General features: G+C 69.7%; 24 protein-coding genes. 2 read left to right on the forward strand and 22 right to left on the reverse strand.

The features are described from left to right. A partial coding sequence (locus IEZ07_RS35995) for a hypothetical protein (RefSeq protein WP_301549358.1) occupies window positions 1–184 on the forward strand: 184 nt, incomplete at its 5' end. Window positions 185–198: 14 nt separating this feature from the next. Here IEZ07_RS35995 and IEZ07_RS27970 read toward each other — a convergent pair. Genes IEZ07_RS27970 through IEZ07_RS27980 form a run of 3 tightly spaced genes read right to left on the reverse strand, consistent with a single transcriptional unit; the run spans window position 199 to window position 3,617 of the window. Further along, window positions 199–369 (reverse strand): hypothetical protein, encoded by a 171-nt coding sequence (locus IEZ07_RS27970; RefSeq protein WP_191897499.1) that lies wholly within the window; start codon window positions 367–369, stop codon window positions 199–201. Beyond that, window positions 362–865 (reverse strand): hypothetical protein, encoded by a 504-nt coding sequence (locus IEZ07_RS27975; protein WP_191897500.1) that lies wholly within the window; start codon window positions 863–865, stop codon window positions 362–364. The genes IEZ07_RS27970 and IEZ07_RS27975 overlap by 8 nt, the downstream gene beginning before the upstream one ends. A gap of 40 nt (window positions 866–905) precedes the next feature. Further along, window positions 906–3,617 carry a fibronectin type III domain-containing protein gene (locus IEZ07_RS27980; RefSeq protein ID WP_191897501.1) on the reverse strand — a complete coding sequence of 904 codons (2,712 nt, stop codon included), beginning with the start codon at window positions 3,615–3,617 and terminating at the stop codon, window positions 906–908. A 160-nt stretch (window positions 3,618–3,777) separates the two neighbouring features. Here IEZ07_RS27980 and IEZ07_RS27985 point away from each other — a divergent pair, with 160 nt between their 5' ends. Continuing rightward, a complete protein-coding gene (locus IEZ07_RS27985; protein WP_191897502.1) occupies window positions 3,778–4,623 on the forward strand; it encodes an AbiTii domain-containing protein in 846 nt (281 codons plus the stop codon). Window positions 4,624–4,669: 46 nt separating this feature from the next. Here IEZ07_RS27985 and IEZ07_RS27990 read toward each other — a convergent pair whose 3' ends face one another. The 19 genes from IEZ07_RS27990 to IEZ07_RS28085 form a co-directional block, all read right to left on the reverse strand. After that, window positions 4,670–5,428: a hypothetical protein gene (locus IEZ07_RS27990; RefSeq protein ID WP_191897503.1), complete on the reverse strand. Its 759-nt coding sequence runs from the start codon at window positions 5,426–5,428 to the stop codon at window positions 4,670–4,672. A gap of 102 nt (window positions 5,429–5,530) precedes the next feature. After that, window positions 5,531–6,097, reverse strand: a complete 567-nt coding sequence (locus IEZ07_RS27995; protein ID WP_191897504.1) for a hypothetical protein — start codon at window positions 6,095–6,097, stop codon at window positions 5,531–5,533. A gap of 13 nt (window positions 6,098–6,110) precedes the next feature. Continuing rightward, the gene (locus tag IEZ07_RS28000) at window positions 6,111–6,980 is read right to left on the reverse strand and encodes a hypothetical protein (RefSeq protein ID WP_191897505.1); all 870 of its coding nucleotides are present in this window, start codon (window positions 6,978–6,980) and stop codon (window positions 6,111–6,113) included. Window position 6,981: 1 nt separating this feature from the next. Continuing rightward, on the reverse strand, window positions 6,982–9,900 hold the full coding sequence (locus tag IEZ07_RS28005) for a phage tail protein (protein WP_191897506.1): 2,919 nt from the start codon (window positions 9,898–9,900) through the stop codon (window positions 6,982–6,984). Then, entirely contained in the window at window positions 9,891–10,580 is a 690-nt protein-coding gene (locus IEZ07_RS28010) for a DNA cytosine methyltransferase (RefSeq protein ID WP_191897507.1), read from the reverse strand. The genes IEZ07_RS28005 and IEZ07_RS28010 overlap by 10 nt, the downstream gene beginning before the upstream one ends. 193 nt (window positions 10,581–10,773) lie before the next feature. Next, window positions 10,774–11,253, reverse strand: a complete 480-nt coding sequence (locus tag IEZ07_RS28020; RefSeq protein WP_191897631.1) for a DUF7426 family protein — start codon at window positions 11,251–11,253, stop codon at window positions 10,774–10,776. Then, complete coding sequence (locus tag IEZ07_RS28025) at window positions 11,253–11,723, reverse strand: phage tail tube protein (protein WP_191897508.1); 471 nt, start codon at window positions 11,721–11,723, stop codon at window positions 11,253–11,255. The genes IEZ07_RS28020 and IEZ07_RS28025 overlap by 1 nt, the downstream gene beginning before the upstream one ends. 66 nt (window positions 11,724–11,789) lie before the next feature. Next, entirely contained in the window at window positions 11,790–12,236 is a 447-nt protein-coding gene (locus IEZ07_RS28030) for a minor capsid protein (RefSeq protein WP_191897509.1), read from the reverse strand. After that, window positions 12,233–12,583 carry a hypothetical protein gene (locus IEZ07_RS28035; RefSeq protein WP_204054671.1) on the reverse strand — a complete coding sequence of 117 codons (351 nt, stop codon included), beginning with the start codon at window positions 12,581–12,583 and terminating at the stop codon, window positions 12,233–12,235. Before IEZ07_RS28035 ends, IEZ07_RS28030 begins: the two co-directional genes overlap by 4 nt. Continuing rightward, window positions 12,580–12,894 (reverse strand): hypothetical protein, encoded by a 315-nt coding sequence (locus IEZ07_RS28040; protein ID WP_191897510.1) that lies wholly within the window; start codon window positions 12,892–12,894, stop codon window positions 12,580–12,582. Before IEZ07_RS28040 ends, IEZ07_RS28035 begins: the two co-directional genes overlap by 4 nt. 4 nt (window positions 12,895–12,898) lie before the next feature. After that, window positions 12,899–13,288 carry a hypothetical protein gene (locus tag IEZ07_RS28045; protein ID WP_191897511.1) on the reverse strand — a complete coding sequence of 130 codons (390 nt, stop codon included), beginning with the start codon at window positions 13,286–13,288 and terminating at the stop codon, window positions 12,899–12,901. Window positions 13,289–13,291: 3 nt separating this feature from the next. Then, window positions 13,292–13,636 carry a hypothetical protein gene (locus tag IEZ07_RS28050; protein ID WP_191897512.1) on the reverse strand — a complete coding sequence of 115 codons (345 nt, stop codon included), beginning with the start codon at window positions 13,634–13,636 and terminating at the stop codon, window positions 13,292–13,294. Further along, complete coding sequence (locus IEZ07_RS28055; protein ID WP_191897513.1) at window positions 13,623–13,934, reverse strand: hypothetical protein; 312 nt, start codon at window positions 13,932–13,934, stop codon at window positions 13,623–13,625. The genes IEZ07_RS28050 and IEZ07_RS28055 overlap by 14 nt, the downstream gene beginning before the upstream one ends. Beyond that, a complete protein-coding gene (locus IEZ07_RS28060; protein ID WP_191897514.1) occupies window positions 13,934–14,311 on the reverse strand; it encodes a hypothetical protein in 378 nt (125 codons plus the stop codon). The genes IEZ07_RS28055 and IEZ07_RS28060 overlap by 1 nt, the downstream gene beginning before the upstream one ends. 73 nt (window positions 14,312–14,384) lie before the next feature. Next, complete coding sequence (locus tag IEZ07_RS28065; RefSeq protein ID WP_191897515.1) at window positions 14,385–15,335, reverse strand: major capsid protein; 951 nt, start codon at window positions 15,333–15,335, stop codon at window positions 14,385–14,387. Between the two features lie 15 nt (window positions 15,336–15,350). Next, window positions 15,351–16,100, reverse strand: a complete 750-nt coding sequence (locus IEZ07_RS28070) for a hypothetical protein (RefSeq protein WP_191897516.1) — start codon at window positions 16,098–16,100, stop codon at window positions 15,351–15,353. Window positions 16,101–16,287: 187 nt separating this feature from the next. Then, complete coding sequence (locus tag IEZ07_RS28075) at window positions 16,288–16,455, reverse strand: Rmf/CrpP fold protein (protein WP_191897517.1); 168 nt, start codon at window positions 16,453–16,455, stop codon at window positions 16,288–16,290. Then, entirely contained in the window at window positions 16,452–18,320 is a 1,869-nt protein-coding gene (locus IEZ07_RS28080; RefSeq protein WP_191897518.1) for a phage minor capsid protein, read from the reverse strand. The genes IEZ07_RS28075 and IEZ07_RS28080 overlap by 4 nt, the downstream gene beginning before the upstream one ends. Further along, window positions 18,320–19,879: a phage portal protein gene (locus IEZ07_RS28085; protein WP_191897519.1), complete on the reverse strand. Its 1,560-nt coding sequence runs from the start codon at window positions 19,877–19,879 to the stop codon at window positions 18,320–18,322. The genes IEZ07_RS28080 and IEZ07_RS28085 overlap by 1 nt, the downstream gene beginning before the upstream one ends. Window positions 19,880–19,911: the final 32 nt, after the last annotated feature.

Below are 19,911 nucleotides of genomic sequence, written 5' to 3' on the forward strand. Positions count from 1 at the left end.
AAAAAAAGTCCTCGACGGGAACGGCAAGTATCTAGATCTACTATCCATAACCGATGATGACGAATCAATGAAGAATCTTACCGAGCAGGCGAATTCGGTAGAGGGCGCACTCTCGCAGAGCATTAGGAGTGCTCTCCTTGCAGGCGCAGCGTTGGCTTTGCCCGAGGAAAAGCCCTCGACATGACGCGGGTCAGCTCATCAATGGCAATTATTCATACGGTCGTCTCCGGTCAGTTCGGTGATCCGTTCCTGTAACTGATCGACGGCCGTGCCCAGGAGCACGTTCTCGTAGGTGAGGTCGCCGATCCGGCGGCGAAGCCCCTCGATGATCTGCTCGTAGCTGACGTTCAACGGCTGCTGCTCAGCCACGGGTGGCCTCCTGGGTGCGCTGGTAGGTCATCCGGATGCGGTCGAGCTCGACGCGTAGCGCCGCCGTCCGGATCGGGTCGATACGGGTCTGCTCACGGATGACGCGCAGCGGGTCCCGGGCCGCGCTCGTGGCCCTGCTCACCCTCGCGTCCGGCGGCGCGGACGGCGCGGTGACGACCACGCCGTAATTCTCCTTGCAGATGGCGATCTGCTGGTCCACCTGGGCGCGGGCCTCCGGCGGTCTCAGCAGCGCCGGGGTGAGCATGTCCAGTTCCCCGGCGGCCTGGTGCGGTCCCAGCACCGGCTCGTACAGCGCGATCTCCAGCGCCTCCTCTACGCTGTCCAGGCCGTACTCGGCGACCCGGTGCTCCAGTGCCGCCTTCGGCAGGTAGTAGGTGACCACGCCGTCGTCGGCGACGCTCTCCGGCACCCGGTAGGTGATCACCCAGAACGGGATCCGCCCCGAGGTGTCCGTGGTCTCCTCTACGCTCGTCACGACCCACTGCGCTACCGCCACAGCCGCCCCCCTGAAGTGGTCATTGCCGCCAGGCCCAGATCATCGCGACGACCGGCTGGCCCGTGTTCGTCGTGGTGGCCGCCGCGATCCCGAAGTTCGACGTCGTGCGGCTGCGCACGAACATGCTGAGCGTCGAAGCGCCGGTGCCGGAGGAATACTCCGCGCCGACCACGCACAGCGGCACCGACAGCAGGGTCGCGCCCCACCCGATGTTGCTGTAGGAGCTGCCCGAGTTCAGGTTCAGCGCGAACATGATCAGCCCGGCCTCAGCGCCGCTGTAGGACCAGCGGCCCCGGTACTCCGCCGCCGCGGACGTGAACCGGAACCGCTGCAGGTTCGCGTTGATGTCGTTGTAGCCGACCTCCAGCTCCGAAGGGGTGGCCAGCGTGTAGCCGCCCCCGGCCAGGCCCGTGGCCGGGTCGTAGACGTAGGCCCGCCATTCGTTGCCCCGCTGGATCACCGCCGAGCGGCGCGTCCCGTCCGGCGACAGACCGGAGACGTGGATGATCGAGCCGTCGCCGTCGACGTACATCCGCGCGAAGTTCGATCCGCTGCCGGGGTAGAAGCGGATCTCCGGGTCCACGGCGCCCGCCGGGTTGATGATGATCCGCCGGCCGACCGTGCCGGACGCGAACTGCCCGACGATGGCGACCGCGCCGGAGGCGGCGGAGATGCCCACCGTCTGCACGCCATCGGGGTTGAACGCCCGCAACCCGGCGCTGTTGAGCTCGACGCGGGCGGCGGCCGGTGACCCGGCGACGATCCGCGTCGACAGGGTCAGCACGGCCTCCAGCTTGCCCGCCGTGACCGCTTCGGCGGCGATGTGCTCAGCCTCGACCGCGCCCACCGCGAGCTTGTCGGCCGTCACGGCGTTGGCGGTCAGGTTGCCGGTGGTGATGGACTCCTCGGCCGCGTCCCCGGCCACGAGCGGCACCGTGGCGATGACCGCGCCGGGTGAAGGCGCGGACTCGTTCCCGGAGTAGTCGACCGTCGTGAACCGCACCTCGCGGTCCGCGCCGTACGGCTGGCCGGGCACCACGACCGACCCGGCGGCCTGCAGATACCCGACCTCCGCCCAGCCGGGCGCGAGCGGGTCCTGCATCCAGATCCGTAGCCGGTGGAAGTCCGGCGGCATCACCTCCCCGCCCGCACCGAGACCGTCCCAGCCGATACGGATCACGCCGAGCCGAGTCGACAGCTGCGGAGCCGAGGGCACCGGCGGCGCATGCGGGTCATCCGGGATCGTCACCGCCACCTCAGCGGAGAACGGCCCGCGCTGACCGAGGTTGACCGCGCGGACCTTGAACGCCCACGCCTGCCCGACCGGCAGTGGCGAGTACGTCGCCGTGGTGTCGGTCGCCTCCGTCATCGCGATCAGAAACCACGGGGCACCGGTCTCGTTGCGGCGCGCGAACAGCTCGTACCCGCCCACGGTGAGCGCGACCCCGCCCCCGTCCGTGATGACCGCTCCCCACGTCGCGGTGATCTGCCCCTGAGCGGTCCCGGCCGCGTCCAGATACGCCAGCGGATTCACGATCAACCCGGCAGGCGCGGCCGGAGTGCGCGGCGAGGGAGCCTCCGGAGCCGGACGCGCCCCCGACCCGCCCTCCGCGGTCGACCCGCCCACGATGCCGGCCGTGCGGCGCGCGAGCCGTACCGTGCGCTCGAGGAACCGGTCATTCAAGATCAGGTTGCCGGTGATGTGGCCCCGCTCGTCCCGCACGAGGGTGATCTGCCGGATCCGCAGCGGCTCCAAGACACCGCCGTCGCCGGGCGCGAGCACCCGATCCCCGGGCCGGTAGTCGCGCCAGGGCAGCCACCGCGCGGTGCCCAGGGTGATCTGCCGGGTCCGCTGGATCCGCTCGGCAGCGGCGCGCGTGAGGGCCGCCTGCGCGAGCAGGGTCGCGGTGCCCATGTCGGAGACACCGCCCTGGCCGACGTAGGTCTCCCACCGGCCCCACGGCCCGGCCGTCGCCCCGGAGGAGAAGGAGACACGGAACCCGTCGTCGCCGACGACGAGGACCGCGTTGGCCAGGTCCTCCAGGGTGCCCTCATCGGGGGCGTCCACGATGTCGCGGCCGTAGCGCAGGTCCACGGGAGCGTCCCCGCTGGCCAGGTCCCGGTCCAGCTCGCCGCCGGCGTCGGCGTTGAACACCTGCAAGGTACGGCCCTGCATCCGGAAGTCGCACACGCCCTGCTCGGACAGGTTGATGAGCGTGGTCAGCGCGTCCAGGCCCGGCTCGTAGTAGATCGTCAAGACCTTCGACCAGGACTCATCGGCGGAGTCGCGCTCCGGGGTGAAGTCCCAGTCCAGGCCGAGGGCGGTGCCGCGCGCCTGCGCTTCGGCCAGGAACGTCTGCAGGATCTCCCCGGCGGTCGCCGACAGGAACGCCCGCTTGCCGTCGACCAGCGTCCCGCCGGGGTACAGCACGACTTTCCGGAGCTGCCAGCCGTAGCCGGGCATCTCGTAGACGGCCGTGCCGGTCCGGTCGACGTCGTTGACGGCCCGCTTGATCCGCAGGAACCGCGAGTCGGGGTCCTCGGTCCAAGTCTGTCCGTCGACGGACCACTCGACGGCGACCTCGCAGGGGGAGGCGAGCAGGTCCGCGCCGAGCGCGTGCGCGCTGTAGCGCAGCCGCAGGCTCGGCACGTCGTCCAGCGGCCACCCGGTGTCGCAGCTCAGCGGGTGCGGCAGGGTGCCGAGACGGGGCCCGTTCGGGGCGTGCACCACAAACCGGAGGTCATACACAGCAGCGCCTCCTTTGTGTGATGTGCATCACATCCCAACTCGGGCTGCTTGCGGCCAATGTTGGGAGGCGCGCCACGATGACTCAGCGGCCAGGCGCGTCCTGGATTACCACCTGTGAGGTAAAGCACATGAGAATGGGTAAGTGCCCGTGACGCCTTCTCTCCCTGACCGCGACAGGTCACTCGTAGAACAGATCGAACTCAGTCTGCGTGATCCTCGCGCGTCGATCACCGATGCCCTTCGGCTATGTGTTCTCCTGAGCGGCCATGCTAAATCCGCTTCCTTGCGTAATTGGGCTACCAAGGAACTGGATGGCTACAGCAGAAGTGATGAACTGCCGGAGTATAGGAAAATCGGCGCCTCGCTTCACATTGATATATGGCGTGGCCCCATGAAGCGGACACAGCGGATCAGCCCTAGGGCACTTCCGGAAGAACTGCATGATTCCATTGGCGAAGAGGTTCTCCTCCGTCAGCCGATCAAGACCGTCGAGGGCGACGCGCAGAAGGAGGAGTTGTCATATACCTTCAGCGATGCCAGCATCGTCGCCGCCATGCTCACGAAGAAGCTCCAAGACATGGGGGAACTCCACGGCTTCGAACAGATCGGCGAGATTTCCTGGAAAGTCAATCCGGCCGATGTAGCGGGTGCTGTGGATCGAGTCCGTACGGCGCTGGCCGTATTCGTCGCAGAACTGAGGTCTTTGATGCCTGAAGGTCAGGAAACACCTTCCTCCGCTGACACCAATAACGCCTTGGAGAAGGCGGTTCCGGGGGCAGTCAACATCAACGCGGGCCAGGGAGCCGTCGTCAACTACCACAATGGTGGAAGCGGAGGTATCACCAATACGTCCACCTCGGGTGGACCTGAGCCGAAATCAAATCGGGGATGGGTGGTAGCCGCGTGGGTGCTCGGCTTCATCGTCACAGCGGTGGGAACGTATGCCGGATTGGGCCAGTGGCTGAACTGGCCTAACCCTTGGAACTGATCCCGGCCTCGCAACCCTTCGTTTCATGTTGGTGCCGCGCTGTGGCTTAGGACTCGTTGTCCGGGGGGTACAGCTTGTCGAACGCCTTGCCCACGTAGATCCACATCGCTTGGGCACCCGGGAGCACCCCGCCGCCCACCACTGCGGTAGCCACATCGAACTCATCCGGGAGGCGGTGAGCCAGAGAACCAAGGAGAACCAAGGCGAGGAACGCGAAGTAGAACTGGACGAATTTCTTCGTCTTCTCCCTATCCCACTCACCAGGCCAGACATCTATGGTGGTGATCTCGATACTACCCGTGGCCGTGACGGTGCCGGAGGCGGACATCTGCAGCGGGGGCAGCGAGGATGCCATCTCGCCAACCACAGGAGGTTGTTCGGCAGGCCGCTCGGCGTTGTCCTGGAGAGCCTTGATCATGCGGATCAGCGCCGCGCGATCCACAGCGAAGAGTTGTTGGGCAGCCCTCTGAAGGGCAGATTCATGCCGCGCGAAAAGGTGCCCGACTGCGGCCTCGGCAGCTTTCTTCGTCCGCTCCTGATGCCTTTCCACGGCCTGCCAGGCGAGTTCACTCATCCGCTGGCGCTGTGCTTCCAAAGCCTGTTCGATCCTCGCCTGGACCAGACTGCGCGGTCTATCCAAGGCTTGGTCGATACGCTCCTGAAGCCGTTGGCGAGACTCCTCCAGGTTGCGATCAATGCGGGCCTGCGCCTCGACCTGCGAGCTGAGATAGTTCTCCAGGAAGCTCCGGACGCTCTTGAGCAGCCAGTCCTCCGGCCCCGGGAACGGTTCGGCGTGTTCAACCACGTAAAAACCCTAGGGCATCGGCAGAACTCTCCGACACGATCACAGGTCGATGCAACAGGCCCGAATTTTCAGTGCTGACGTTGCCTCGACCAGCAGCACATGTCAGTTCAGCGCGACCACCGGCACCCGGCCTTCCGGCGTCCACCCGCCGAAGGTCAGCTCACGCGGCAGCTCGGTGAGCTGGGACGTGCTGTAGCACAGGCTCGCGACGAGCTCCGGGGACCACATCTTGTGGTGCATCAGGCCCGCCTCGGCCAGGCCGCCCGTCTCCAGCACCACCCACACGTCCCGGTCGGTCTCCGCCGGGGGTACCGGCCACTGGAACGTCGCCGTCTGCCACATCTTCACCGTGACGCCGGACGGCTCGCTGATCGCCAGCGGCAGCTTCCCGCCCGAGGCGCTGTAGACCGCCGCCCGCCACAGCCCGGACACGTTCACCCCGGGCTTGCTCAGCACCGCCACCCCGGCCGCGCCGACCTTGGCGGGCAGCGTGAGCTTCACCGCGTACAGCGCCGGAACGCTCCCCGGCTCCATGACGCTGTTGGCGTGGGCCACCGGTATCGACTGGACGGTGCCCTTCTGCCCGAAGGACCGGTACTCGGGGTGCTTGTGCAGCGGAACCGCCGAGCTGGCCGGCGGAATCGGGTCGGGCGTCCACTCAGGTGCCATCAGGTCTTCTCCCTTACAGGTAGGCGCGGCGCGCCCGGATTTCAAGCCGGGAGTCCGCGGTGGTGGAGGTGGCCGAGCTGGTGACGAGCACCGCCCGGGAGTGCGGGTCGGCCAGCGCGACCGCCGGGGTGAAGTGGATCCAGCGGAACGCCGAGCCGGGGCCGGTCGCGTCGATCTGGCCGGTCACGTCGTCTCCGGCGGCCAGGTCCCAGGTGTCGGTGTCCACGAGCGCGGCGCGCATCGTCGCGCAGTCGAGCAGCAGCCGTTCCCCGGTGAGCAGACCGCCCGGCCGGGTGACCGCGCCGCCGGTCGCGACATCGGTGATGCGCGGGTTGACGGCCGGTCCGGTGACGCGCACCAGCGCGTCCGTGATGGGCGCCGTCGACCCGGCGAGCGTCGTCACCGGCTGCGCGGAGGCGTTCGCCGAACCCGCCCAGGTCGCCTCCGCCGGGTCGCGCCAGTAGACGCCCGGCACCCGCGCGAACGCCGTCAACCGGGCCCGGACCGCGCCGACGTCGACCTCGGGGTCGGACACCGCGGTGATGGTCACCTCCGCCGCCCGGGTGATCGACCCGGCGGTGTAGGTGAGGGTCATCAGCCGGTGCCGGACCCCGAGCAGCGCCGCCAGCGCCTCCAGGTTCGCTTCCAACTGCTCGAACCCGCCGTGCGCGCCCGCCGGGGACCGGCCGGTGACGCCGAGCACGAGCGGGATGGTCGTGGTGGCGTGGTCCAGGCCGAGCACGGGCAGTTCCCCGGCCCGGCCCGGCACCGACACCTCGACCGCGCGGACCCCGGGCAGGGGACGCCGCCGGGTGCCTTTCTTCAGCGTCCAGCAGCCGGCCGGGTGGTCCAGGGGGACGCCGTCGAGCGTGTAGGTCGGCACCTCACACCACCCCCAGAGCGCCCGCGTACTGCAGGCCGCGGTTGACCGTCGTGGACGTCGGTTCGGCCTGCGGGTAGTGGTTGACCACGTGGATCGACGTGCCCGCCGTCCGGGCACCGCCGGTCACCGGCAGGCCGGTCGATCCGGCGCTCGCGGTGAGCTGCGGGTTGAACGACTTCGACAACCGGCCCGCGATCCCGGCGGCGGTGTTGAGCACGCCGCGCTGCGAGGCGAGCATGCCCTCGCTCACACCCATCATGGTGAAGCGGCCGATCTCGGCGAACACCTTGCTGGGGCTGGCGATGCCGAGGGCGTCCTTCACCCACTGCGGCATGATGCTGGAGAAGAAGTTCCAGATGGCGTTCTTGAACCAGTCCCACATGCCCACGATGCCGTTCCACAGGCCGATGATCAGGTCATGGCCCAGGCCGGACAGCAGCCCGCCGAGGTTACCGATCGCGTTCAAGATCGCGACCGGCAAGCCGCGCAACCAGTCGACCAGCTCAGCGAATCGCTGCGTGACGGCGTCGCGGGCGTCAATCATCCACCGGCCGAGCATGTCGGGCAGCTCGGAGAACCAGTTGATGACGCTCTTGATGTCCTCGATCGCCGATCTGATCTTGCTTTTCACCCACTCCCACGCCTCGGGGATCTTGTCGCGCACCCACTGCAACACCGGGGTCAACTCCGCGAGGATCTTCGCCGCGAGATCGATCACCCACTTGATCAGGTCCCCGACGACGGGGATGACCTTCTCCAAGATCGCCGCGGCGACCTGCACCAGCCACGTCACGACCGGCATCAGGGCGATGACGATGTCCGCCAGGACCGAGATGACCGGCATCAACGCGGCCAGGAGCTGACCGAACGCGCCGACGATCTGCACGACCACCGGCGTCAACGCGGTGATCAACTGCGTCACGACCGGCAGGATCTCCGCCACCAGCGGGGCGAACGCCGAGACGAGCTGCGCGACGATCCCCACGATCGGCGTCAGCACCGGCAGGAGCTGCACGAACGCATCGATGATCTGCATGATCGACGGCATGAGCGCGATCAGCGCTTCCAGCAGCGCCGTCCCGATGGTCGAGGTGGCCTGCACGATGACCGGGATCAGCGGTGAGAGCGCCTGCACCAGCAGCGTGATCGCCTGGACGAGGATCTGCCCGAGCTGCGCGGCGACCTGTGTCACCAGCGTGATCAACGGCGTAAGCGTCGGCAGCAGGGATGCGATGGCCGTGGCGAGCTGCACGATGAACGGCATGAGCGCCTGCATGGCCTGCATGAGGACCCCGGCGAGGACCTCCGCGAGCTGCGACAACGGCGGCAGGATCGGCAGTAGCGCAGCGGCGAAAATCTGTAGGACCTGGATGAACGTCCCGGCGAACAGCGCGATGAGCTGCCCGACGATCGGGATCAGCGGAGTGATGGCCGGAAGCAGCCCGTTGAGCAGCGTCACCGCCAGCGTCACGACCTGCGGGATCAACGGCGACAGCGCGGTGATGAGCTGCCCGAACGCCGCGACCAGCGGGCCCAGCGCGGGAGTGACCGCCTGCACGCCGGCCGCCAGGGTCGAGGCGATCAGCGCCGCGAGGTCCCCGATGACGGGGATCAGCGGAGCCACAGCCACCAGAACTCCGGAGATCGCCTCACCGATCGGTGTCAGGGTCGGCCCGATCGCGGCCACGGCCTGGCCGATCGCTCCGACGACGACCATCACCCCGGGCGCGAGCGCGGAGATCGCCGGGACGATCGCGTTGATCGCGGTCGTCAGGACCGGGCCGACCACCTGGGCGAGCTGCCCCACCAGCGGCGCGATGGCCCCGATGCCGCTGGCGATGGCCAGGATCACCGGCAGCAGGGCCTGGCCGACCTGACCGAGGGTCGTGAAGACCGCCACCAGCGTCTGCTGGCCGCTCGCGCTGTTGACGAACGCGTTGAGACCGTCGAGGAGCTGCCCGATGACGCCGAGCGCGTCACCGCCGGAGGTCCGCATCGCGTCGAAGACCCCGGAGACGATGCCCCACACGTCCTGCAAGATCGAGCCGAGCTGCCGGAACACCTCCACGGCGCCCTGCATCCACCCGAGTGCCTGCCCGGAGTCCGCGGCGGCCGACAGGAAGTTCCCGAGCCGGGTCGCGGCCTCGGCGATGCCCGGCGCGAGCGTCGCCGAGAAGGCCGCGCCGACCGCGGCGAGCTTGGCGAAGCCGGTCAGCAGCGGCTGGATCGCGGGGGTCAGCGACTCGATCGCCGACCGCAGCGACGCGAAGATCGTGTTGACCGCCATCACAGCGGTGCAGGACCGCAGGAACTCCGCGACCTGCACCCCGGCCTGCCCGAACGCGGAGGCGACACCGGTCATCCCCGCCTGCAGCGGGCCTCCCAGGACCGAGGCGACCGCGCTGATCTGCCCGGCCAGCGGCGCGAACAGCCCGTCCTGCACGCTGGACTTGAGCTGGTCGAACGCGGACTTGAGCGCCCGTACCTCCAGCGCGGCGGCCCGCGCCGCCGGAGACAGCTTCGCCAGCGCTTCGGCGAACTTCGCCGGGTCGTCCCCCAGCGCGGTGGAGAACGCCTCCCCCACGCCGGACAGGGCGACCGCCAGCGTCGCCAGCGCGGCCGCCCCGAGCGCGACCGCGCCGGGCAACGCCGCGATGATCCCGGCGGCCGGGGCCAGCGCCGCCCCCAGCGAGAGCGCGCCCTGCCCGGTCACCGCCATCGCGGACGCCATCACGGAGAACTTCGCGGCCGAGGTGACCAGCGACGCCCCCATGAGGGTCGCGTTGCCGCCGATGGACCTCATGTGGACGCCGGCCTCCCGGGCGGCGTCCCGCAGGTTCCCGATCGCGCGCCGCAGCCCGGCTGACAGCCGGTCCCGCAGGTCGATGGTCGCGAACAACTCGCCCACGTTCAGTGCCACGGGCCGCTCACCTCCTGCTCTGTGTCCATGCCGAGGTGCGCCAGCAGGGCGCGACCGATCAGGTGGGTGTAGGCGGGCGGGATCGCCTGAGCGATCTCCCGTCGCGTGGCCGGCCAGTGGATATCCATGGCGTCCTGCCACTGCGCGACGGTGCCTTTGCCGCCGCCCTTGCCGTACACGGCGACGTACGGGCCCCGGTACCAGCGGCCATGACGGATACCGGAGACCCGGCCCCGGTGCTTGGGGTGCTCCACCGGGCCGACGAGGTCAGGGGGGCTCAGCTCGAAGACCCGGTGCCGCAGCACCCCGAGGGAGAACATCTCCCCGCACAGCAGCAGGTCCCGGCGCAGCGGAGCTCCGACGACGTTTTCCATCACCCACGGCCGCCCGGTCTCCTGCAGCGCCTCCCGGGTGGCGGGGATGAGCTGCGGGTACTCGCGGCCCTTGTTCGTGCCCTTGATCAGCGCAGTCGAGGCCAGGCACGGCGGGCTCGCGTGGATCGCGTCGTAGGTGTGGCCGTGCTCACGGATGTAGGTGATCGCGTCCGCCTGGACGAACGCGTCACCGATGTAGCGGGGCTGCGGGTTGATGTCGACGCCGGTGACGTGCCAGCCCGCCATCTGGTAGCCGCGCGTCGCTCCGCCGACCCCGCAGCACGCGTCCAGCAGCCGCGGCTTCACCGCGTGCCGCCGTCGTCCGGGGGGGCCAGCGCGCGAGCGATCCGCGTGTCGGCCGCCAGCAGACCCAGCAGCCGCACCTGCAGCCACCGCCAGGACCGGGACGCGAGCATCCCGGGGGCGCCGACGTCGAGGCCGTAGTGCTCGTGCAGGTCAGCCTCGACCAGCGCCCACCGGGCCAGCAGGTCGGCCCACGCTACTTTCTGGCCCTCTTCGACGCTGAGGCCGTCGTCGGGGTCGTACCACTCGCGGAGCCCCGTGACCGGGTCGATCGGGCCGCCGCCGCTCGACGTGTCTCCCGGTTCGGGGCCGGGGCTTCCCCCGCGGACTCCCAGTGCTTGACCGCCGCGTCGAGTCCGGCGACGACCCACACCAGCGCCGTGGTGCCGATGTGCTGGATCACCGGCCAGTCGAGCTTGTCGGCGAACAGCTCGTCGTAGACGCCGCCGAGGATCCGCTTGTAGAGGTCTTTCTCCTGGTCGTCGTCCAGGACGAGCGCCTCCAGGCCCTCGGTGTCGGGCTCACCGCCGCCCGCCGCCTCGATGGACACCTCCATCAGGCGGCGGCACAGCAGACCCGTCTCGGCGTCGACCGGCTCGATCACGTACGTCTTGCCGCCGACCGGCAACTTGAGCGTCGGGTCGAAGAACTCGGTGAGATCACGGAACTTGGTCATCAGGCGGCCGCCGGGTTCTCGATCTCGGTCGGCTCGCCCTGGCCGAGCAGGTCGAACGCGAACGGCTCCAGGTCGGTCGTCTCACCGCCGCCGCCCTTGTAGTCCACGGCGGCGAAGCCCTGGTAGGCGTCCGGGGAGCCGTCCTTGCGGTACCAGCGGACCTCGATGTTGGCCTCGACGCCGACGACGCGGCCGGCCTGCCGGACGGCCTCCTGGCCCGGGTCGGGCACGAACGTCGGGGAGCCGGTGTCGCGCTTGCGGCGGCCCTCGCACTCCAGCTTGAACTTCCGCTGGGTGACGACGTCGCTGCCCCAGCCGTTGCTGTCGAAGTCGCTGTCGTCCTGGGTCTCGGACTCGATGGTCTCGGCGAACTTGGTCAGGCCCTTGATCGGGGTCCACACCGGCACCGCCTGGGTACCGGTGTTGACCTCGACGGTCCAGTCCTTGGCGAGCAAGGAGCGCAGCGCCATTGATCTCTCCTTCGTGAAAGAAAAAGCGAATGCGGAACCGCATTCGCTGATGAGGAAAGGTGCGGGTCACTCGGCCCGGTGCAGCGACGGCCGGTGACACAGCAGGTCGTAGGAGTCCGCGCGGACCCGGCGGCCGTTTTGGTCCCGGTCGGGCGGCGCGACGATCGTCCGCTGGCACAGCAGCACCCACACCCCGCCGGGCAGCTCGGTGCTGGACAGGCCGTGCAGCACCTCGAACACCTCGTCGGCCAGGTCGTCCACCAGGCGCGGGTCGGCCTTGCCCCGGATGCGGACCTGCACCTGCGCGGAGGCGTCCGCCTGGGTGACGTCCTCCCCGTCGTTGCCGAGCCCGTAGTAGGTCAGGGAGATCGCCAGGTCCGGCTTCGACGGCAGACCCGAGATCGTGATCGCGGTCTGCGCGTCGGTGTAGATGCCGGACGGGTTCCAGTCGCCGACGCCCCGGGCGGCCAGCAGTTCGGCCAGACCGGTCAGCAGGTCACGGGTCCAGCTCATCGCAGCGCCCGCCTCAGCTCGGCCGCGATGAGTTCCCGCACGGTGTCGGCCTCCTCGCGCAGCGCCGACTCCAGATACTTCGCCTGGCCGCGCTCGTGCCGGTACCCCAGCTCCTCATGCTGGGCGACGGCGTACGGCTGGTCGTAGGAGATGACGCCGCGCAGGTTCACCTCGTCCACGACCGGCCGGCCTGAGCGTTCCAGGTCACCGGTCTCGAACGGCACCCGCTGGTTGGAGGCGGTCAGCACATGCCGGGTCGCCTTGTGCAGGCCCCGGGCCGCCGCGCGGCGCTGCTCCGCGGTGAACGCCTCCACGTTGATCTTCAAGTCGAGTTCGATGCTGGTCACGTGCAGGCCACCTCCACATGGTCCGGGGTGGGCAAACCGCCGCCGTCGCGGGCGTGGGAGACGATGACCGTGGTCGTGCGGCCGTTGACGGTCACCTCCGACCCGGGCGGGCACACCACGCCGGGCCGCATGTAGAGCGTCAGGTCGGAGACGACCTCGGTTCCGTCCGCGTCGCGGACCAGCCGCCGCTCGTCGTCGGCCAGGCACCGCTCGGTGACCTCCTCCCCGAAGACGGGCCCGTAGGCGCCGTCACCGAGGAACGGCCGGATCGTCGCGGTGTGCCGCATCAGCCACTGCGGCAGCAGCGTCATGGGCTCACCACCTCGAGCCGTCGATCACGATGCCGGGCAGCAGTCCGGCCATGCGCAGGATCGAGGCCGCGTCCGGCGCGTGCCGGGGCGCGGTCCCGGCCGCCGAGTCGGCCCGCTGCAGCTTCACCGACCCGATCTCGACCCGGTTGAACGCCGAGGCGGTGCCGTACTCGTCGCCGACCGCGAGCGTCCACGCGGCCTGCGCGCACGTGGCCCGCCGCAGCGCGTCAGCGACCTTCGGGTCGGTCGGCCGCTCGTCGGCGTCGACCGCGTAGACCGCGCCCATCAGCAGCTCGTCGATCCGCTCGGAGGCGCGCTCCAGCCGCCGGTCGACGTCGGCCGGCGCGCTGATGCCGGTGTAGGCGGCGTAGTCCGCCGCGGTCGCGTACTGCATCGCCTACACCGGCAGCTCGTACACCGCGACCGACAGACCGGTGATCGCGGAGTAGTCGAGGAACACCTTGCCGTCCGGGCGCCGGTAGACGGCCGGGAACGGCGGCAGGAGCACGTCCCCCGTGGTGGCGGGGACGATGTACTCGCGGTCCTCGACGTCCTGGCCGTCGACGGTGGCCGGGATCTGCACCGTCACCGTCTTGGCCGTCGAGTCGGTGTTCTTCAGGCGGACCATGCGGCGGCCGTTGTCGATGTAGGCGTGGCCGTCCGCGTTGGCCGGGGTGAGCGCCGCGCCGAGGTTCACCCCGGCCCGGGTCATCGCCACGGCGGTCAGGTCAGTTCGGGCCATCGTCGTCCTCCTGGTCGTCGCGGCCGAACTCCTCCATCAGCGCCGTCTTGCTCAGCGCTCGGGCGTCGGCCTCGGACATGCCCCGGTAGACCGCGTAGGCGACCCACGCGGCCTTCGGGTCGGCCTGGACCGGCCGGGCCGGAGCCCGCAGGGGCTCCGGCGTCGGCACCGGCTCCGGTTCCACCTCGGGGGCGGAGATGAGCAGCCAGACGGGCGAGTGGTCCAGCCGCACGGAGCGGGTGGGCCACTCGACCGTCTGGCCGGTGCGGGTGTTGCGGTAGACGTACGGCTCCGCCATCAGGTGTTGGCGTCCTGCTCGACGTCGATCTGCACGATCAGGTCCGTGGGCGAGCCCGCGACGGAGACGACCACGGCCGTCAGGGTGTCCCCGGCGTTGAGCTTCAGCACCGGGGCCGCCGCGAGCGCCCCGGACGCCCACCGCGCGGCGGTGCCCACCGACAGGTCGGTGGGCAGCAGGTTGGTGGTCACCGGGTTGCTGGTCTGCGGGTCGATGGTGGTCTTGGTCGCGTTGACGGCCGCGCCGGTCCCGCCGACGCGGTAGGCGCGCACCGCGCGGACCTTGCACGGCACCGGCGCCCGCCACAGGACGTGCGTCCCGGCGGCCGGTGTCTTGAGCGCGATCGTCTTCTCGGTGAGGCGTGCCTTCACGGCCATCGCGTACCTCCTTGAAATGAGAAAAGCCCGCCATGTAGCGGGCCGGAAGAATTGACGCGAGAAAGGCCGTTAATTACGGCTCGGGGTCACCGACGTCCTTGCCCTTGATGAGCACCGCGCGGTCCGGGTCGATGGTCTTCGTGCCGTAAAGGCAGTCGATGGAAACGACGTCCTGCTTGAGGTCGATGTCGTAATCCATGACCACGCGAAGGCCGAAGCCCTTGTAATTCGCGACGGCGGCGTTGGCCGCGCCCTGCGGAAGGACGAGAGGCCGCGTCACAAGCGCGAAAGCCGTCCTATGAAAAGCCACGCCGACTTCGGTCGTGGAATTCCCGGTAACGCTACCCGCGGGAACCGTGATGTTTTGGGTCTGATACGGATCGAAACCGAAAACCCTTCTTCCCAGAGAAGCCTCCCGGAGACCGTCCGTGTCGCCTCGGGCGTCGGCGCGGTGGAAAAGCTCGTCGCTCAGCCACTTCGCCTCGATCTCGGGGCCGACGACCAGGTGACGGTCCGCCGCAGGGACATTCCGCTGGTTCAACACCCTACGGGCGTCGATCGCGGAACGCGGATTGTCGTAGGCGAAAACATTCTCACCCAGCGGGTTCGCGGCCCACTGACCGGGACGGCCGACCTCCTGGAGAATGTCGTCCCGCAGGGAGAGAATGTCCCGGTCGATCTTCTGCGCGATGGCCTCCATCGCCGGGTTCAGAAGCTGCACGCCGAAATCCTCGATCCGCAGCGTCAGGTCCTCCGCCGTAACGGCGAAGCTAACGTCCGCGAAATGGTTCAGCGTGACCGGGATGCCGGTCTCCTGCGCGTTCTGAATCTCGATGCCGTTCGCGCGGGAGAATTCCTTCGCCTCGAAAACGGCGGGCTTACGCACGTTGACGGTGTCGCCGATCTTCGCGGCGAAATCCTCGTCGTAATCCCTGTGCACGAGCTGCGCCATGACGCAGGTCTCGTACAGCGTCGCCAGCGCAGCGCGGGCGATCACATTCGGTGTAAGAAACGTATTGGCCACGTTCTACTCCATGAACTAGGAGGTGGTGGGCGGCTTACGCCGGGCACGGCGGAAGTCGTCCGTGGTCATCTGCTCGGGGTCGGACGAGCGGCCGGGACCACCGGTGAACTCGCCACCCGAACGCGCCGGCGGCCCGGAGACGGCCGCGGCCTTGAACTTCGGGTTGTCCTCGACGGCCTTGGTGATCGTCTCGGTCAGCGTGGTCATGAAGCCCTCGCCGTCCGGGTCGAGGTCACGGACCTGCTTGAGGAAGGACCGGGAGTCCAGCAGCGCGTCCGGGTCCGCGCCGTGCTTGATCGACTGCCGGTGAACGGCCAGCTCGACCAGCGCACGACGGTGCCGGTCCCGCTCGGCGTCCCGCTCCTTGGCGGTGAGCTCCTTCTCCGTGGTGAGCTTGTTGATCACCTCGGACGGGTCGACCGGCTTCTCCTCGTCCGCGACGAGTCCGAGCGCCCGGCCGATCTGCTGCGCGACCTCCGCCTTGGCCTTCTCCGCCGCCTCCCGGGCGGCGTCCTCGGCCCGCTTGGCGGCCTCCTGCGCCCCCACGCTGTCGGGACCGGCGGCGGTACGCCACTTCACGGCGTCCGCGCGGGCCCGGCGCAGCTCGTCCTGCGCCCACTTCGGAAGCTGGTCGATCTTCTTCGCGTCCGGGTTGACGCGCTCGGTCTCCTGCTCCTGCTGCACAGGGGCAGGCGGAGCCTCGACGGGCGGCTGCGCGCCGCTCTGCTCGGTCTGCTCGGTCTGCGGCTTGTCGTCATCGGCCATGAAGGACACTCCTTGTCACTGGCTGGACCCCGGCCCGCGGGTGTCGAACAGCCAGGTAGTCGGTTCTGACCGGTCCCCGGCCCGCGAGGACGAACGGTCAGTTGGATCGACCGCGTGCCGCCGGCCAGCGGCTGCGCACACGGATGGCGGACGCGGCAGGCGCGTCCGCCAAGAACATGGGGAGGGGCTATGCGTCGCGGTGGCGTCGCCAGGAGCGCACCCACAGCAGCGCGAGGGCGCGGTGCCGGTCGTCGCGGCCCGGGTCGTACGGGCACGCGGTGACCGGTAGGCCCCGGCGGGCCGCGAGACGCCCGAAGGTGATCGCGGCCCGCCGATCCAGCGTGGACAAGCTCATACGCCGAACTCCTTTCCGGCGCTGCCTTCACGGATCCGGCGGGCGGCCCGCCGGTCGGAGTCGCGCTCCAGCATCTGGGCTTTGAACTCCGTCAGCGTCATGCGCGGGTGATCACCCCACCAGCGCAGCAGCTCCTCCGAGGCGTACGTGCGGGCCCGGTCCGCCCGGCCCGAGAACAAGGTCCGCGGGTCGATGTCGGCGGCCTCGCCCTGCTTGTTCAGCAGCACGCCCCGGGTCGCGTTCTCCGCTTCCACCACCTGCATGTCGAGCCATTCGGCGTACAGGCGGCGGACCATCGCATCCAGGGTCTCGCCGGTTTCCCGTTCCTGCCGCAGGAGACTCAGCTCCTCCTGGCGGCGCAGCTCACCGGAGTCCAGGCCGTGGACCTCGGCGTAGGCGTCCAGGTACGGCATCCCGCCCGCGACCAGCTCGGTGATGCGCCGGTCTTCGGGGGTTTCGTCTTCCTCCCACGACCACGCCCAGCCGGGATCGGCATCCTCCCGGGCTTCGCGCTGTTCCAGCTCGTCCAGGTAGGTCAGGAACCGCTCCTGCATGTCCGGGTCGTCGGTGTACCACTGCATGAACGCCAGCAGGTCCTCCTCCGGCAGGCCCCGCAGCGTGACCGGCCAGTGCTCCGGCACGCCGGGCGGTCTCGAGCTGGTGGACGGCTCGGCGGGCTCCACTGTCGGCTGCTCCGGTCGCTCCGGTCGCTGCCGGGGCGGCTTGGGCGCGGGGGTCTGCTTCGGACGCGGGGGACGCGGCACCCCGATCTGCTCCCGGCCCGATCGGCGACGCAACCCGGTGGCCTTCGTCAGCTCCCGCAGCCGCGCCTGATACTCCTCGACCTTCGCGCCGGCCTTCGCGCGAGCGTCGTCGTCCAGCGCGGCGGCTTCCCGCCGTTTCCAGTGCCGGACCTGCCGCTCTAGTCGCCGCTGCTCCTGGGTGTCTTCGTAGGTGCCGGAGGCCTTGACCGGCGGCGCCGGTTGCGTCACCCCGGGCAGGTAGGCGTTCAGGGCATGGCGGCAGTTCGGGTGCAGCAGCCCGGCGGCGCGGGCCTCAGCGACCGTCGCGGCGACCTTCACCTTCACCGTCTCGTCGTCGCGGGTCGCGTGCGGTTCGGTGCGGGTCCCGGCGGGGCCGCTGATCGACAGGACCTCGCCCTCCCACGGGTCGCACAGCGGGCAGCCGTGCGGGGTCCGGGACACGAGCACGAGGTCGATGCCGTTCTCGCTCATGGCCGCCAGGTGGCCGTCCACGGTTGCGCGGGTCATCGCGGTCCGCATCGCCATCTCCGTGTACGACGGCATGTCCCAGTGCCGTCCCGCCCGGTCCACGAACCCGGTGATGCCCTGATTCGCGAACCGGTCCAGGGCCCGCTGCGTCGCTTCCCGGCGGGTGAGCGCGCCCGTCAGCGACAGGCCCACGGTGCGGGCGATGACCTGCCGGTAGATGTCCTCCACCGCGCGCAGCGCCCCTGCCTGCACCTGCGTGACGAGGTTGAGGGTCTGCCCGACCAGCACGTCCACGCCCTGACCGGGCGAGATCAGCTTCTTGGAGCCGAGGCCGCGCAGGTCCTCCAGCGCCGCGTCGACGCCGCGCCGCCACGCGTCGGTCACACCGTCGCGCACGGCCTTGGCCGCGGCCCGCTCCAGCCGGCCGACGATCCGTTCCGCCTCCCGGCGCAGCTCGCGGATCTCCGCGAACCGGGCCCCTTCGTACTCGGGTTCCCCGAGCCGCTCCTGCAGCCTGTCGGCGACCTTCTTGAACAGCTCCGCTTCGGCGTCGGCGTACAGCTGCGCGACGAGGCGGGCGTGCTCCAGCGCTTCCAGGACGCGGGCGGCATCCTCAGCGGATGCGGTGGCCATCAGTCGTCGTCAGCGGCCGGGACGACCGTCTCGGTGATCCGGTCGGGGTCGGGCACGTTCAGGCCCTTCTCGTCGCGGATCCGCGCGATCTCGGCCTTGACCTGCGGGTCGTCCCACTCGGGGTGGATCATGCGGACCTTCGTCTCCAGGGACGCGGCCCCGGCCCGCTCCAGCATCTCCACCGTGCGCGACAGCGATTCCGGGTCGGGCATGACGCCGTCCGGCCACTCGATCTGCGCGCGTTCGGACACGACCTTGGTGCCGAACACCGCGTGGTCGACGGCCAGCAGGCACTCCGACAGCCACGACAGCGCCGGGGTCCAGTAGCCGATCTTCCGGCCGCGCGTGGTGTAGGACTTACGTTCCCGGGAGTGGATCTCCGTGGCGGTGACGGCCGCGCCCTCCCCGGCCTCGCCGAACGACTGCACGCTGTACCCGGCTCCGCGGAGGATCTGCGCGAGCAGGTTCTTGGCGGTCTGCTGGTGCTCGGCGACGCGGATCTCGAACTGCGACAGGGTGATCATCGGGTCGCCGCCGCCCGGCTTGGGCAGCATGCCGAGCCCGGAGTAGATCTCCCGGTCCGGGTCCCAGGTGCTTCCTCGGCCGCGGCCGGTGTTGGCGAGGTACACCTCGGGGACGATGATCCTCGACTTGCCCAGCCGCAGGTCACGCATCCAGGAGGTGTAGGTCTCGTCCAGGGCGTCCATCAGCGGCTCGACCCCGGCGTAGTCGGAGCGGCCGAGCTGGGAGCCGCGCAGCGTCCGGTGCGGGCGCATGTTCGGGATGTAGTGGACGAGCAATCCCTTGTCGAAGCCGGAATCGAAGCCGCCGTCAGCGTCCACGATCTCCGCGAAGTGCGCGGTGGCCGGGTGGTCTCCCAGCGGTACGGCCATGCCGAGCCGCTCGTTGTCGCCCTGGTAGAGGCCATGGAAGACGCGGCCCTGCTCGTGCCGCTCCAGGTGCCGCCACACGACCTTGTTGTCCTCGGCGACGATCTTCCAGAACGTCACGGCTTTCAACCGGCCGGAGTGGAACTCCGGGACGCCCGTGTCGGCGGGGAGGATGTCGATCACCGGGTAGTCGTGCATCGTGGTGTCCCAGCCGACCCGCAGGTACACGCCGCCGTAGGCGGCGCCCAGCTCCGCGGCCTCCAGCAGGATGCCGTTGACGCCGCCCTCGGCGAGGACCTTCTCCAGCCGGGCCTGGCCCTTCTTGCCGGACACGCGCAGCGTCGGCGGCTCGGAGAACAGCAGGTCCGCGCTGGTGGCGGCGATGTCCGCCGCGACCGGCACATGGATCTTCGTGCTTCTGCTCTGCCCAGCGGGGGTCGGTGCCCCCCAAAACCAGCGGGCGACCCGGCCGATCGTGCCGCCGGCGTACTGCAGCGGCCGGTCCCAGCCCTTGAGGTCCAGGCCCATGCCCGGGGTGACGCCGGAGCCGTACACCTGGCCGAGCACGTCCGGGTCACCGGAGTACCAGGCTCCCCACTGCCGGTAGAGGCGCTGCTCAGCGCGCGTGTACGGCGGCGGCCACTCCTGATCGTGTTCGGGAAGCGCCATCACACCTCCCTCGGTGTCGTACGGTCGCAGGT

The sequence above is a fragment of the Planomonospora parontospora genome, from assembly GCA_014647935.1.
Taxonomy (GTDB): domain Bacteria; phylum Actinomycetota; class Actinomycetes; order Streptosporangiales; family Streptosporangiaceae; genus Planomonospora; species Planomonospora parontospora.

What these genes read in the sequence shown, in the direction of transcription:
- IEZ07_RS28085 (WP_191897519.1), bottom strand. Translation starts at nt 19,879, where the DNA reads ATGGCGCTTCCCGAACACGATCAGGAGTGGCCGCCGCCGTACACGCGC.
- IEZ07_RS28045 (WP_191897511.1), bottom strand. Translation starts at nt 13,288, where the DNA reads ATGCAGTACGCGACCGCGGCGGACTACGCCGCCTACACCGGCATCAGC.
- IEZ07_RS28075 (WP_191897517.1), bottom strand. Translation starts at nt 16,455, where the DNA reads ATGAGCTTGTCCACGCTGGATCGGCGGGCCGCGATCACCTTCGGGCGT.
- IEZ07_RS28030 (WP_191897509.1), bottom strand. Translation starts at nt 12,236, where the DNA reads ATGAGCTGGACCCGTGACCTGCTGACCGGTCTGGCCGAACTGCTGGCC.
- IEZ07_RS27995 (WP_191897504.1), bottom strand. Translation starts at nt 6,097, where the DNA reads ATGGCACCTGAGTGGACGCCCGACCCGATTCCGCCGGCCAGCTCGGCG.
- IEZ07_RS28040 (WP_191897510.1), bottom strand. Translation starts at nt 12,894, where the DNA reads ATGACGCTGCTGCCGCAGTGGCTGATGCGGCACACCGCGACGATCCGG.
- IEZ07_RS28080 (WP_191897518.1), bottom strand. Translation starts at nt 18,320, where the DNA reads ATGGCCACCGCATCCGCTGAGGATGCCGCCCGCGTCCTGGAAGCGCTG.
- IEZ07_RS28020 (WP_191897631.1), bottom strand. Translation starts at nt 11,253, where the DNA reads ATGACCAAGTTCCGTGATCTCACCGAGTTCTTCGACCCGACGCTCAAG.
- IEZ07_RS28060 (WP_191897514.1), bottom strand. Translation starts at nt 14,311, where the DNA reads ATGGCCGTGAAGGCACGCCTCACCGAGAAGACGATCGCGCTCAAGACA.
- IEZ07_RS28050 (WP_191897512.1), bottom strand. Translation starts at nt 13,636, where the DNA reads ATGGCCCGAACTGACCTGACCGCCGTGGCGATGACCCGGGCCGGGGTG.
- IEZ07_RS28025 (WP_191897508.1), bottom strand. Translation starts at nt 11,723, where the DNA reads ATGGCGCTGCGCTCCTTGCTCGCCAAGGACTGGACCGTCGAGGTCAAC.
- IEZ07_RS28055 (WP_191897513.1), bottom strand. Translation starts at nt 13,934, where the DNA reads ATGGCGGAGCCGTACGTCTACCGCAACACCCGCACCGGCCAGACGGTC.
- IEZ07_RS28070 (WP_191897516.1), bottom strand. Translation starts at nt 16,100, where the DNA reads ATGGCCGATGACGACAAGCCGCAGACCGAGCAGACCGAGCAGAGCGGC.